This is a genomic window from Thermoplasmata archaeon (assembly GCA_038729465.1).
Lineage (GTDB): Archaea > Thermoplasmatota > Thermoplasmata > Thermoplasmatales > ARK-15 > JAVRLB01.
In genome coordinates, this window is sequence record JAVYRZ010000002.1 from 105,429 (window position 1) to 118,146 (window position 12,718).

Sequence of the window (12,718 nt, forward strand, 5' to 3'; positions counted from 1 at the left end):
ATGAGAACTTTAATAAAAAACTTTTCTATATACCTTTATAATGATAAAAGTAATAGCAACAGATATTGATGGAACAATAACAGATTTACAGAGAAGAATAAATATTGATGTGCTATCTGCGTTCAGGAAAGTTGAAGAAAAAGGCATAAAAATAATACTTGTAAGCGGTAATGTTCTGCCAGTAACGCTAGCATATAAGACATTTATAGGTACTTCTGGGCCTGTAATTGCGGAGAATGGTGGAATACTGCTTTTTAACAATCAAGTTTATAAATATTTTGAGATCGAGCCAGTGCTCGAGGCCTATAAATATCTACTCAAGTACATGCCGGAAGCTAAGAGAATATTAACAGATCGCTGGCGAGAAACATCTATAGCGCTAGATGCTTCACTGGATATACAGAAGATTAAAAATGTACTATCCAATTTCAATGTTCGTATAGAAACTACGGGTTATGGAATTCACGTTACTGCAAAAGAGCAAAACAAATTTTTTGGATTACAGAAAGCGCTAGAGCTTATGAAAATATCTCCTGATGATGTTCTGGCATTTGGAGACAGTGACAATGATGTGGATATGATCAAAAATGTGGGCATAGGTGTGGCCGTAGGAAATGCATTTGAAGTAGTGAAAAAAAACGCTAAGATAGTAGCTGAGAAAAATGGTGGAGAGGGCGTAGTAGAAACATTGAAACTATTCGGCATAATTTAAAAATATTTATTTTTATTAAAGATCTTAATATTCTTATCATCAGTGCAATCTGCCAGTCAAACACTTATATCTATCTTAAAACTGTATCTAATATTATTATCACGAATAGGTATGGAAATATCATGAAATACGGATCATAATGAAGGATAATAAAAATGACTATAAATGCCAAAAAATATAATCAAGATGTTTGCACTGCAACTATGGTTTCATAGTTATAGCACGAATAAACCACAATATTGCTGGGGATATTGACATGCTCTTTCTGTTTTTTAAGATATATTAAATTAGCGTAATATTAATAAAGGGATTTACAATGTCTATCATTTAATAAATATGGATTGGTACAAGGATAAAAATTTAATTGCCCTATCGGTAACATTCATGCTTGCAAATATAGGTTGGGGAATGGCATGGCCATATTTGCCTGTTTATATAGAAATTCTTGGTGGATCATTACTGGCTGTAGGATTACTATCAATTTTATACAATATATTTGCAAGCGTGTTTCAGTATCCATGGGGTAAAATGTCAGATAAATACCACAATAGAAAAATATTTATCAGCACGGGAGTGCTAGGGTCTGGTTTTCTATACTATGTAATAGCATCAACTGTATCACCACTTATAGTCCTTGGATATCGGAGCATACAAGGCATGGTTACATCGATGAGCACACCTGCATCATCAGCATTAATAGTGGAGATGGCCGGAGCACATACCGGTATCTATTTTGGCATATTCAACTCTTTTTCAGAGCTAGGATACACGGTGGGCAGCTTACTAGGAAGTGCTGCAGTAGTATATTTTCACAGTGTTAAAGCAGTTTTTGTAATTGCCTTTATATTGCTTTTACTGTCTGCATTAATAGGCATAATATTCATAAAAGAGAAGAAAGTACCAATCGACAGATCGAAAATACCGTTTCCAGTATTTAGGCATGAAGGTAAGCCAGGCAGGATGCCTTTAAACATAAAAGAAGCTATAAAAATGTGGAAAACAAACAGAAAAATAATAATAATATTTTTTACAGTATTATTTGTGATGTCAGGATCTGGTGAAGTATATTCACTTCTTCCAATCTATTTTGACAAATTCGGGCAGCAATGGGTCGGTTTTTTATATGGTATAGAAGCAATATCAATTACGGTCACTATGCCTTTAATGGGATATATAGTGGATAAGCTAGGGAAGAGAATCACTTTATTGATAGGAATTGTAGGATATATTATTACATTCATACTATTTTCGATAATGCCATCACCACAATTAATGATAGTTGCAGAGTTAATATCTGGTATAAAATGGTCTGCTTTTCTGATCGGGAGTTCGACATACATTGCAAGCGTCTCTCCGAAAGATAAAATGGCAAGGGGGCAGGCATTGTTAAATACTGCACAAACTGGGGGTTGGGTTATAGGGCCTATTGTTGGGATAATAGCTGCAACATATCTGAGCCTGGTATTGAACTTTTATATAGCAATGATATTCGTGTTTATAGGCTTGATAATCGCACTTCTATATGTTAAAGAGCCTTTAACTGAAAAATAGTTTATCCCTAAAGATTATACATCAGATTTAAATATTTGAAAATAGCTATGCCCCTTAACATGGTATATAAAGGACTGGATATAGGTAGCACTACTACAAAAATAGTGCATTTAGAGGATCATACTATTGCATATAAAAAGATAGAGCCTACTATCAAATTTATATATGGGTCTAAAAAAGACTGGGAAGATTATATTACGACAGGATATGGGAGATATTCTGTTCCAAGTCTAAAAAGCATCCCGGAGATCAGGGCGCATGTGTTGGGAGCATTTTGGCAAACACAACTAAAAAATTTCACAATCTTGGACATTGGGGGTCAGGATTTCAAAATAATTTATGTTAAGGATTCAGCAATAATCGACTTTTACACTAATGATAAATGTGCAGCAGGAACGGGAAGGTTCTTAGAGAAGATGAGCACAGTATTCGATATAGACATAGAAGAGTTATCTTCTTATTACTCTAATCCAGTTATTTTAAATTCGGTCTGCACAGTTTTTGCAGAAACTGAATTAATATCCAAGATAATGGAAGGGAAATCAAAACAATCATTAATGGCTGGAGTGAACTGGACCATTTTCGAGAAAATAAAACCATTTTTGAAAAGATATAGGTCAGAGAATTTGATATTTACTGGCGGTGTGGCAAAGAACAAGGCATTAAAAGAGATCATAGAGCAAGAAACAGAGTTCAATGTTATTATTCCTGAAGAACCACAGCTAAACGGCGCAATAGGCTGTGCCTATTATCTTGAAAAACTGAAAAAACATGAAATCGCTGAAAAATCAGAAAATTTTTAAATAAGGCGTTCACATTGCTTACTTTATGAGCGGGAGTGTTTACGAACGTGAACTAAAAGAGATACTTAACGGAAATGATAAGATAATTGAAAGGATATCTAAAAACCTAAATGAAGAGGAGAAAACAGGATATCAATCGATGCTAAAACATCCATTTTTAGTTCTTAGAGCTGCCGGATCTTTGGGTGTAGATCTGGTTGTCATAAGAGATGATTTTTCATTTCCTATTGAAGTGAAAAGCTCAAAGTTCGAAGTAATAAGATTTGCAGAAGCGAGTAGCAGAGCTCAGAATCAGGCATTGCACCTGATACAGGAAACTGAACGTGCACATGTGTTTCCTGTTTATGCATACAGGCTCAAGAGGGCTGGAGGAGATCCATGGAGAATATTTGCTCTGAAAGTCGAAAAATTGGACGGAAACCTGAAATTATTGCATAGGTTATTGCCTGAAGTTTCAATGTCCTCAAAAGGTAACTATATTTTAAAATGGAATGAAGGATTTCCATTAAATAAACTTTTGAGTTATATGAACTTTAAAAAGCTAAAGAACACTGAATAAACTTTCATTTACCATAATATTTCAGGATTTTTTCAAGTTTATTTTATATTTATACTCTTATTCTTTATCGTGGTTCTCTATTGTTCTAATTTAAATCTTTATTTATGGGTTTGCGGGTGGGTAAAATCTTCTTTTAGAGAGAAGAGAGCGCCAGATTAGAACAATCTACAATATTTCTATTGTGCTAATTGAAAAGGGATGCTTTTCAAATAAACATTTTTCATAGAAGAATTAACAGCACCGAACGAGAGAAAACTATATGATATTAAGTTGGTTTATGAGCAATATGAAAAAGATAGGATTTATAATAAATCCAGTTGCAGGCATGGGTGGGAAAGTAGGGCTTAAAGGCACGGATTTTAAAGTAGAAGAGGCCGTAAAATTAGGTGCAAAAGAGATATCAGAGCATAGAGCTTTAGAGTTTTTAGAGCATGTCTCTTACAGCATTGAATTTTTTACATGTTCTGGTAAAATGGGTGAAAATGCACTTAAATTCAAGAATTTAAAATATCACATTGTCTATTTTGCGGGGCAGAATACTGATAAAACAGATACGATAGCAGCAGTAAAAGAATTATTGAAATTAAATGTAGATCTTATAATTTTTGTAGGTGGAGATGGTACTGCCAGAGACATTGCATCAGAATGCAAGGATACGCCAATACTCGGAATCCCGAGCGGCGTGAAGATGTATTCTGGTGTATTTGCAAACAGGCCTAAGGAAGCGGCAGAAATATTGAAAAAATTTTTAGAAGATGAGGCGGATAGAATAGAGGCTGAGATATTAGATATTGATGAGCAAGCATACTCTGAAAACAATCTTAAGATTAAATTTTACAGAACGGTGAATACCATATATATACCTGATCTAATGCAGCAGAGTAAAGCTGAGTATTATGGCGTTGATGAGGAAGAAAGTAAGCAAGGTATTGCAGAGTACCTTTACGATACGATGAGTTCGGATACATTGTATCTGATAGGAGCGGGAACTACTGCAAAGAAGATATTGGAGCTTTATAACTTGTCAGGAACTTTGCTAGGAATTGATGCTATTTACAATAGAGAACTGGTTGGAAAAGATCTTAATGAAAAAAAAATATTAGAGTTAATTAAAAATTACAGTAATAAAAAAATTATATTATCTCCCATTGGAAACCAAGGTTTTATACTTGGCCGCGGAAACCTTCAGATTTCCGAAAAAGTGCTTGAGCGATTTGAAAAGAAAGATCTTATTATAGTAGCCACAGAGCAGAAAATAATGAATTTAAAATTTTTAAAAATAGATACAGGCTCTGAAAAAATAGATAACAAATTTAAAGGGTATTATAAGATCATTGTTGGATTTCAAAAGATGAAAGTTTTAAAACTAATTTGAGACGTTAAATCCAAGATAAAATGCATTTTTGTTTGCCTCAAATGTTTTTTCTGGCACAGAATCTTTAATAGCATTAATCATTGCTTTTTCTGACACAATCTTTGTAATTCTTGTCAGATATCCAAGAATGACCAGATTGACATATATGGTTTTTCCAAGATTTTCTTTTGCAATATTTGTAGCGGATATACCTTTACTGTTTTTCTCAGCATTTATTTTTACCAGATCTTTTTCGTATATTAACAACCCATCCTCTTTCAATATATCTTTGAACGTATTATAGCCTTTTTGAGACATTGCAACAAGAATATCAGCGTTTATAATATACGGATAGTCTATCTTCGTGTCAGACAAAATCACTGAAGAGCTGGAAAATCCGCCCCGGGTTTCTGCACCATAACTCTCAGTAAACACCACTTCTTTGTCTTCATATATTGCGCAAGCTTTGCCAAGTATCATACCTGCAAGTATAGCACCCTGTCCTCCAGATCCCGCGAATTTTATGGATAACATTGATGGATCACTCGAAATACAACATTTATTGTTTGGCACCAATCTTGATTTTGTTTCTGTCTATTTTCATACCAGAAGGAGTTAAAAACAACAAATTCTTTCCAATACCTGCCACATCTCCATTAACATCCTTCGCGACATTCTTCAGTTCTCCAACAATTCTTCTCAGCGTTAGTTCGTCACTTGCAAGTATACTGTAATCTATAACCAAGATATCTCCATTATATACTACATCTGTAACCGAATTAAGATCTTCAAATCTGGAGATCTCTGCGATCTTAATTATAGGACCTGATGCAGTGCTTTCAACACCCGGCTCGAAATCGTTCAAATCTATGAATTTTCTAGGCTCTGTACCAATAGCTGCTGATTTTTCAAGCGTTTTAATCTGTTTTCTTCTAATAAATGCTGGCATAGTAGTTTTCACCTTTCACATGGTAATTAAATTATTAAGATAAAAATCTTTCTGATTTTTTATCTTTAAAGAACAAATAAAAAATAAAAGAAGATTTTATAAATAGTTTGCAGGTACCTGCTTCAAATTTGCTTTTATTGCTTCTATGCTTTTTATGAACTGTTCTTTCTGTGACGGGGTTAATTCAACCTCTATGATTTTTTCCATGCCACCTTTTCCTAGTATTACTGGCACTTCTGCAAATATATTTTTCACTCCGTATTCTCCATCAAGATACACACTAGCTTCTAAAGCTATTTTTCGGTCTTTCTTTATAGCATCAACCATCAGTAAAATTCCTGCGGCCGGGCCCCAGTTACTGCTGAATTTTCTCAGATTTGTTACAGTAGCACCAGCATTTACGGTATCTTTCACAACTTTTCCATACTGTTCCTCGGTGAGAAAAGATTTAAGACTCTTTCCATAGACCATGGATAATTCAGGTACAGGATACATGTTTTCTCCGTGCTGTCCTAAAACCAAAGGCATTATAGCTGCTGGAGAAATACCTATATATTGTGCAGAGTAATAGGCCATTCTCCTGGAATCCAATATACCACTAAACCCTATTATTCTATTTCGCGGGAACTTTAATTTGTTGTTTAAAACCGTGACCATTGCATCTAGAGGATTTGTGGTGATAATTACTATTGCATTAGGAGCATATTTTTTAATATTTTCTGCCACACCAGACACAATCTCCGCATTTTTGGCAGCAAGCTCTTCTCTGGTCATTCCTGGTTTTCTGGCCAATCCAGCGGTTACTATAACTATATCACTACCTTTTATGTCTTCAAAGTTATTTGAGCCTTTTAAGGTCACAGCCTTACCAAGTATTGCGGCTGTGTGATTTAGATCCAAAGCTTCTCCCTGTGGTACTCCCTCAACCACATCTATCAGTGTGATGTTGTTATCCACATCACCAAACATTAAAAAAGCGGCAGTTGTTGCACCTACTCTTCCGGAACCTATTATTGATATCATAAATATGTTAATACCGCCCGCAATATTTAATATTTTTCTTTTTTTTTCGAGCATATTTTATATATTGTTTGTTAGGTTTCTATAATTTAATCACGCGATATGATCTATGGAATACTTTTTAAAAAATAATATTCAAAAAATCATAGAATTTAAATAATAATTATGACTTTTATGTTACAAGCTGGTGAAAAATGTGAATGATTTAATAATTAGAATAGCGGGGGCTGCAGGAGATGGAGTGCAGTCTGCAGGAACTATGCTAGCCAAATATTTTCAGAGAAACGGATTATATGTGTTCACCTACAATTACTATCAGGATCTGATTCGAGGTGGGCAAAGTTGGTATCAGATAAGGGTATCAAATGATAAAGTAAAAACTCATGGAAACGATTTGCATATACTTATATCTTTAACAAGTGACGGCGTTTTCAGGCATACCAATGAAAAAATAAATGAGGGCGGTGCGGCGCCGCTGGCGAAAGACGGTATTGCAATATTTGATGAAAGTCTGAAGATAGGAACAAAAGATCCAAGATTCAGAGAATTACCATTATCTGCGATCGCAAAAAAGCATAGCTCGAATACATTAGTAAGAAATATGGTCGCATTAGGCTCACTTATCAAGGCAATAAGATTCGAGATAGAACCAATGCGGAAAATAATAGAAGAACAGTTTGGGGCTAAAGGTAAAATCGTTACAGAAAACGAAGATGCCCTAATAGACGGTTATAACTCTTATTTATTGGAACCATTTGTTACTTCATTAAGAATTACAGATAGAAAAACATATTTGATGGGCGGAGGAGAAGCGGTTGGATTGGGCGCAGTAGCTGCTGGTATGAAAGCATATTTTGCATATCCTATGACTCCTGCATCCTCTGCTTTGCACTGGCTAGCAAATCATGCAATTAAATATAAGATTCTCGTAAAAGTTGTAGAAGATGAAATTTCGGCAATAAATATGGCTATTGGCGCTAATTATGCTGGAATAAGAGCCATGACCGGTTCTTCTGGTGGTGGATTTGCCTTGATGACCGAAGCATTAGGAATGGCTGGCATGATGGAGATACCTTTAGTTGTTTACGAAGCACAGAGAGCAGGGCCTTCGACAGGATTGCCAACAAAAACAGAGCAATCAGACCTCAATCAGGTTTTGGGAGCATCACAGGGAGAATATCCAAAGATTATTCTTGCACCCAGAAATGTAGAGGACTGCTTTTACTGTACAAGAGAAGCATTTAACCTTGCAGAAAGATATCAATTGCCTGTTATTGTTATGTCTGACCTCTATCTTGCAGAAAGAATGGAAGCTGTTACTGACTTTAACTTTGATTATAATATAGATCGTGGCAAGATCGCGGACTCTAAATTTACAGATTATAAAAGGTATGAATATACAGATGATGGAATCTCTTACAGAGCCATGCCCGGAACGATGAACCTGATGCATGAAGAGGATAGCGATGAGCATAATGAATATGGGGATGTCATAAGCGATGCGGTCTTAGACCCTATATTAAGGGGCAAGTCTGTAGAAAAGAGAATGAGAAAACTGGAGGAATATATAAAAACTATGCCTGCCACACCTGAATACATGCTCAATGATGCAGAGTTCATAATTGTTCAGTGGGGCTCTACACAGGGTGTAGTAGAAGAAACAGTAGAATCATTGCGAAAAGAAGGATATAAGGTAGGTGCTTTAGAGATAAACAGACCTTACCCCATGAATCCGGATATTAAAGATAAATTAAAAAATAGAAGGTTTGTGGTAGTCGAAAATAATTATACAGGTCAGCTAGCAAGGTTAATAAGATCTAATTTTGGATTGACGCCACTGAAAGTAATAACTAAATATGATGGAGAACCATTTTATGAAAAAGATTTAAGAGAAGAGATTAAAAAATTGATTTTAAATAAGGAGGCGCTATAATTATGGATCAGAAAATTTATGTTCACCCTCGCGTTAAGCCAGACTGGTGCCCTGGCTGTGGCAATTTTGCACAGCACAATGCAATAAGATCAGTGCTCTCAAAACTAAATATAGAGCCATATAACGTTGTTACAGTATCTGGGATCGGATGTTCAAGCAACATGCCTGAATATCTAAACACATACGGTTTCCATGGTATTCACGGGAGATTATTGCCTGTAGCGCAGGCAATTAAATGGAGTAATCCAGACTTAACAGTAATTGCATATGGAGGTGATGGAGATGGGTATTTTGAAGGCACAAATCATCTTATCCACGCGGCAAAAAGAAATGTGGATATAACATACATTGTTTCAGACAACCAAATATTTGGGTTAACTACTGGTCAGGCATCTCCAACGTCAGAGCTTGGAATGATAACAAAGACCACACCTTATGGAAATGTAGAGTATCCGATAAATCCATTAACAATAGCTCTAAGTGCAGGAGCTACATTTGTAGCTAGAGGCTTTTCAGGAGAGCTGGCTCACCTAGAAATGCTGATACAAAGGGCCATAGAGCATAAAGGTTTCTCTTTAATAGATGTGATGAGCCCTTGCATTACATGGAACAAACTAGATACTTATGAATATTTTAAGCAGAAAACATACAAACTTGACGAAGAGCACATAACAGATTTTTCATATGCTTACAATAAAGCATTAGAAACTGAAAAAATACCTATTGGCATTTTTTATGAAATATCAAGACCGAAATATGAGGATCTTGATCCAGTATTAAAAACTGTGAACCTGAGTAAAGATAAGATACAGATCAATAAAGATGAGGCTTTAAAAGAGTTTTTATAATTCAAGATATATATCTTTCTAGATTTAATGGTGATAAAAAATGATTAAATTATTTCAGATAGATGCAATAGAGGCAAAGAGATTTATAAAACCGGAAAATATGAGCTTTGAAGTGAGAATAGACAATAACAGTACAATTAACTCTATTAAGAAGATTGATGATAAAACCGCAGAAATAACGTTCAGGTACACTGCGACCTATGCTGGTATAGGATCTATATCTATTGAAGGCACTTTGATTTATGAAGGTGACGCAGGCAAACTAGAAGAAGAATGGACTAAAAAAAGAAGAATTCCTGACGAGAACGTAAATGAGATTCATGGCGTTATCATAAACAACTGCATAATCGAGGCAACATGCCTTTCAAAAGAAGTTAGATTGCCCCCACCTACTCCACCACCAGCACAATTCATGCCCCCTAAACAGCCTGACAAGAAAACAGATGGGTATGGATACGCCTAATATTCTCTCCACTTATATCCACAATGCTTGCAGATATAAAACCTGGTTTCAGGTTCATCCGATGCACGGGTCTGCCTTATCATATAATACGCTCCAGTTTGATCGCATTTTGGGCAGGTAACATTGTCATCCACAGGCAGTGTATTTAATTCTTCCGTAATAACGATCAACTCTTTTTCTTTGCTTTTTTCAACAACTCTAATATCCTTATTTCCAATATCCTCTGAATATCCACATTTTTTGCATACTAATTTACCTCCAGAAGGATACATTAAAGCACCACATTTAGGACAGAACATAATGTATATGAATGCAGAATCTGTATATAACATTTTTCCAGATTTTCTAAAGTGATCTGGTAATGAAAAACAAGATTGCCAGATTTTCAACACTAGAAAATAGCCCAAAATGGTAGGTTATCGATCATGGAACTGCACCGAAAATCTGCATTGATCATTAACATAAATTATAACCCAGATATTATTATATCTGAGACATATTCTTTTTAGTGTCAGATTCAAATTTTGAGATTGCTCTAAAGTACCGAAAAATAAAGAATATACATTTGGAGGTAACAAAATGAATATATATTTATAAGCTACTGGATCTATTTTTTTATATCTATGAAAAGTTAACTTTATGAAGGATGATATCCTGCAATAGTTGACAGAGAGTACCAGAAGGTAAAATTATATATATCGCTTAGAGATTCACCTGTTATGTTTTCTGATCGTGTACTGAAAATTGAGCAATCCTCTACCGTTAGTTTAATGAATAAGGAGGAAGAGCTAAGAAAAAAAGGATTAAATATTGTATCTTTTTCAGTAGGAGAGCCGGATTTCGCAACGCCGGTGGATATTATAAATGCTGCATATAAGGCAATGCTTGAGGGGAAAACACATTATACAAATTCAAATGGCATTGAACCTTTGCGTATGGCGATTGCAGATAAATACACAGTTGAAAATAAAGTTAATGCCAATTATAAGAACGTGATAGTAACACCCACAAAGTTGGGGTTATATATGGCGATTGCTGCGCATATCAATAAAAACGATGAGGTACTTTTGCCAGATCCAGGATGGGTTTCATATCATGAGATGGTTAAACTAAATGATGGAAAACCAGTATCTTACACATTAGATGAATCCAATGGATATGCTCTAGATCAAGAATCAATCAAGCGGAAATTAAATAAAAACACAAAAATGATACTTATAAATACACCTTCAAATCCTACAGGATCTATTTTATCGGTTGACGATCTCAGGTTTTTAAATGATATTGCTGAAGATAACAATATAATAATATTATCGGATGAGATCTATGAGAAGATAATTTATGAAGGAGAGCATGTTTCAATTGGCTCATTTGACAAAAATCTAGATCATACAATAATAGTAAATGGTTTTTCAAAATCTTATGCCATGACTGGCTGGAGATTGGGGTACCTGATAGCATCTGAACCTGAAATATATCAGATCAATAAGTTACAGCAACAGACAATTACCTGTTCAGTATCATTTGCGCAGTATGCGGCAGTAAACGCGTTTAAAAATATGCAAACAGTAAAAAACATGGTTGCTGAATTTTTAAAAAGGAGGAATCTTATATCTAAGTTATTAAAAGAGCTCGGTATTTTCGAGTTTGAGGTACCCAAAGCTACATTTTACATATTCCCAAAATTTGATTATAAAAATATGAATGATTTAGAATTCACTGAATATCTGCTTGATAAAGCTCAGGTTAGCCTGACCCCAGGATCTGCGTTCGGTGAAAATGGGAAAGATCATGTTAGATTCTCTTTTGCTACAAATACTGAAAATATTGAAGAAGGCATAAGAAGAATAAAAAATGCTTTATAGTTAGAAAAAGTGATAACTATATATCATATGTATGCTAAGATATTAACAATGAAAACTAAGGGATGAAAGGACTTATAAAAATAGGATCATTATTGCACTGTTGTTCAAAAAGAAAACACCATTTAATTGAGATGTATTATGAAAGTTAAAAGAACAGAGCAGATCCAGATTTGTGAAAATGATGAACTTCGAAAACTTACACATCTCTCTAAAAATCTTTACAATAAAGCTAATTATATAATAAGGCAGGAGTTTTTTCATAATAAATGGTGGATCAGATACAATGATCTTGATAAAATTATGAATAGTTCTAAGAACTATCGATCGTTACCAGCAGCTACTTCACAGCAGATTCTCCGATTGCTGGATCGGTCTTGGAACTCATTTTTCAGATCCATAAAAAAATGGAAAAAGCGTTCTGAAAAGTTTATAGAAATACCAAAACTGCCAAAATACAAGAAAAAGGACAGCGAGCATATTTTAATATTCACAAATCAGCAGTGTATAATAGAAAATGGATTATTAAAATTTCCAAGATTAATTAATCTAGAGCTAGAGACCAGATTAAAGGAGGTAAATTTAAGAGAGGTTAGAATAGTGCCACAGGGTGTAGGATACATAGCAGAAATAGTGTATGAAATAGAAGATTCAAAAGAGCAAG

At 34.7% G+C, this 12,718-nt stretch carries 14 protein-coding genes; 10 read left to right on the forward strand and 4 right to left on the reverse strand.

Annotated elements, in window-relative coordinates; all coding sequences use genetic code 11:
• Positions 1 to 40: 40 nt before the first annotated feature.
• The 5 genes from QXQ25_01410 (at position 41) to QXQ25_01430 (ending at position 5,000) form a co-directional block, all read left to right on the forward strand.
• A complete protein-coding gene (locus tag QXQ25_01410) occupies positions 41 to 712 on the forward strand; it encodes a phosphoglycolate phosphatase (GenBank protein MEM0160362.1) in 672 nt (223 codons plus the stop codon).
• Positions 713 to 1,048: 336 nt separating this feature from the next.
• Positions 1,049 to 2,263, forward strand: coding sequence for an MFS transporter (locus QXQ25_01415; GenBank protein MEM0160363.1), 1,215 nt, complete (start codon positions 1,049 to 1,051; stop codon positions 2,261 to 2,263).
• Between the two features lie 59 nt (positions 2,264 to 2,322).
• Positions 2,323 to 3,066, forward strand: coding sequence for an acyl-CoA dehydratase activase (locus QXQ25_01420; protein MEM0160364.1), 744 nt, complete (start codon positions 2,323 to 2,325; stop codon positions 3,064 to 3,066).
• A gap of 25 nt (positions 3,067 to 3,091) precedes the next feature.
• Positions 3,092 to 3,625, forward strand: a complete 534-nt coding sequence (locus QXQ25_01425; protein MEM0160365.1) for a Holliday junction resolvase — start codon at positions 3,092 to 3,094, stop codon at positions 3,623 to 3,625.
• A gap of 277 nt (positions 3,626 to 3,902) precedes the next feature.
• Positions 3,903 to 5,000 (forward strand): ATP-NAD kinase family protein, encoded by a 1,098-nt coding sequence (locus QXQ25_01430; GenBank protein ID MEM0160366.1) that lies wholly within the window; start codon positions 3,903 to 3,905, stop codon positions 4,998 to 5,000.
• On the opposite strand, the gene QXQ25_01435 is transcribed toward QXQ25_01430, so the two are convergent.
• From QXQ25_01435 to QXQ25_01445, 3 genes are all read right to left on the reverse strand, one after another.
• A complete protein-coding gene (locus QXQ25_01435; protein ID MEM0160367.1) occupies positions 4,992 to 5,513 on the reverse strand; it encodes a 2-oxoacid:acceptor oxidoreductase family protein in 522 nt (173 codons plus the stop codon). The two genes, QXQ25_01430 and QXQ25_01435, sit on opposite strands and share 9 nt — an antisense overlap.
• Before the next feature lie 25 nt (positions 5,514 to 5,538).
• Complete coding sequence (sepF, locus tag QXQ25_01440) at positions 5,539 to 5,928, reverse strand: cell division protein SepF (protein MEM0160368.1); 390 nt, start codon at positions 5,926 to 5,928, stop codon at positions 5,539 to 5,541.
• A gap of 96 nt (positions 5,929 to 6,024) precedes the next feature.
• Positions 6,025 to 6,951 carry a malate dehydrogenase gene (locus QXQ25_01445; protein MEM0160369.1) on the reverse strand — a complete coding sequence of 309 codons (927 nt, stop codon included), beginning with the start codon at positions 6,949 to 6,951 and terminating at the stop codon, positions 6,025 to 6,027.
• A gap of 193 nt (positions 6,952 to 7,144) precedes the next feature.
• Here QXQ25_01445 and QXQ25_01450 point away from each other — a divergent pair, with 193 nt between their 5' ends.
• From QXQ25_01450 to QXQ25_01460, 3 genes are read left to right on the forward strand one after another with little or no spacing between them, the layout of a single operon-like run.
• Complete coding sequence (locus tag QXQ25_01450; protein ID MEM0160370.1) at positions 7,145 to 8,881, forward strand: 2-oxoacid:acceptor oxidoreductase subunit alpha; 1,737 nt, start codon at positions 7,145 to 7,147, stop codon at positions 8,879 to 8,881.
• A 2-nt stretch (positions 8,882 to 8,883) separates the two neighbouring features.
• Positions 8,884 to 9,729 (forward strand): thiamine pyrophosphate-dependent enzyme, encoded by an 846-nt coding sequence (locus QXQ25_01455; GenBank protein MEM0160371.1) that lies wholly within the window; start codon positions 8,884 to 8,886, stop codon positions 9,727 to 9,729.
• A 40-nt stretch (positions 9,730 to 9,769) separates the two neighbouring features.
• Entirely contained in the window at positions 9,770 to 10,192 is a 423-nt protein-coding gene (locus tag QXQ25_01460; GenBank protein ID MEM0160372.1) for a hypothetical protein, read from the forward strand.
• Here QXQ25_01460 and QXQ25_01465 read toward each other — a convergent pair.
• Positions 10,189 to 10,491, reverse strand: a complete 303-nt coding sequence (locus tag QXQ25_01465) for a transcription factor S (protein MEM0160373.1) — start codon at positions 10,489 to 10,491, stop codon at positions 10,189 to 10,191. The genes QXQ25_01460 and QXQ25_01465 overlap by 4 nt on opposite strands.
• A 420-nt stretch (positions 10,492 to 10,911) precedes the next feature.
• Here QXQ25_01465 and QXQ25_01470 point away from each other — a divergent pair, with 420 nt between their 5' ends.
• Together QXQ25_01470 and QXQ25_01475 are read left to right on the forward strand one after the other, a co-directional pair.
• On the forward strand, positions 10,912 to 12,057 hold the full coding sequence (locus QXQ25_01470; protein MEM0160374.1) for a pyridoxal phosphate-dependent aminotransferase: 1,146 nt from the start codon (positions 10,912 to 10,914) through the stop codon (positions 12,055 to 12,057).
• Between the two features lie 138 nt (positions 12,058 to 12,195).
• On the forward strand, positions 12,196 to 12,718 hold a 523-nt coding region (locus QXQ25_01475), incomplete at its 3' end, for a transposase (GenBank protein MEM0160375.1).

Bases quoted from the DNA above. Each gene is read 5' to 3' on its own strand.
- QXQ25_01410 (MEM0160362.1), top strand. From the start codon at position 41: ATGATAAAAGTAATAGCAACAGATATTGATGGAACAATAACAGATTTA.
- QXQ25_01415 (MEM0160363.1), top strand. From the start codon at position 1,049: ATGGATTGGTACAAGGATAAAAATTTAATTGCCCTATCGGTAACATTC.
- QXQ25_01420 (MEM0160364.1), top strand. From the start codon at position 2,323: ATGGTATATAAAGGACTGGATATAGGTAGCACTACTACAAAAATAGTG.
- QXQ25_01425 (MEM0160365.1), top strand. From the start codon at position 3,092: ATGAGCGGGAGTGTTTACGAACGTGAACTAAAAGAGATACTTAACGGA.
- QXQ25_01430 (MEM0160366.1), top strand. From the start codon at position 3,903: ATGAGCAATATGAAAAAGATAGGATTTATAATAAATCCAGTTGCAGGC.
- QXQ25_01435 (MEM0160367.1), bottom strand. From the start codon at position 5,513: ATGTTATCCATAAAATTCGCGGGATCTGGAGGACAGGGTGCTATACTT.
- sepF (MEM0160368.1), bottom strand. From the start codon at position 5,928: ATGCCAGCATTTATTAGAAGAAAACAGATTAAAACGCTTGAAAAATCA.
- QXQ25_01445 (MEM0160369.1), bottom strand. From the start codon at position 6,951: ATGATATCAATAATAGGTTCCGGAAGAGTAGGTGCAACAACTGCCGCT.
- QXQ25_01455 (MEM0160371.1), top strand. From the start codon at position 8,884: ATGGATCAGAAAATTTATGTTCACCCTCGCGTTAAGCCAGACTGGTGC.
- QXQ25_01460 (MEM0160372.1), top strand. From the start codon at position 9,770: ATGATTAAATTATTTCAGATAGATGCAATAGAGGCAAAGAGATTTATA.
- QXQ25_01465 (MEM0160373.1), bottom strand. From the start codon at position 10,491: ATGTTCTGTCCTAAATGTGGTGCTTTAATGTATCCTTCTGGAGGTAAA.
- QXQ25_01470 (MEM0160374.1), top strand. From the start codon at position 10,912: ATGTTTTCTGATCGTGTACTGAAAATTGAGCAATCCTCTACCGTTAGT.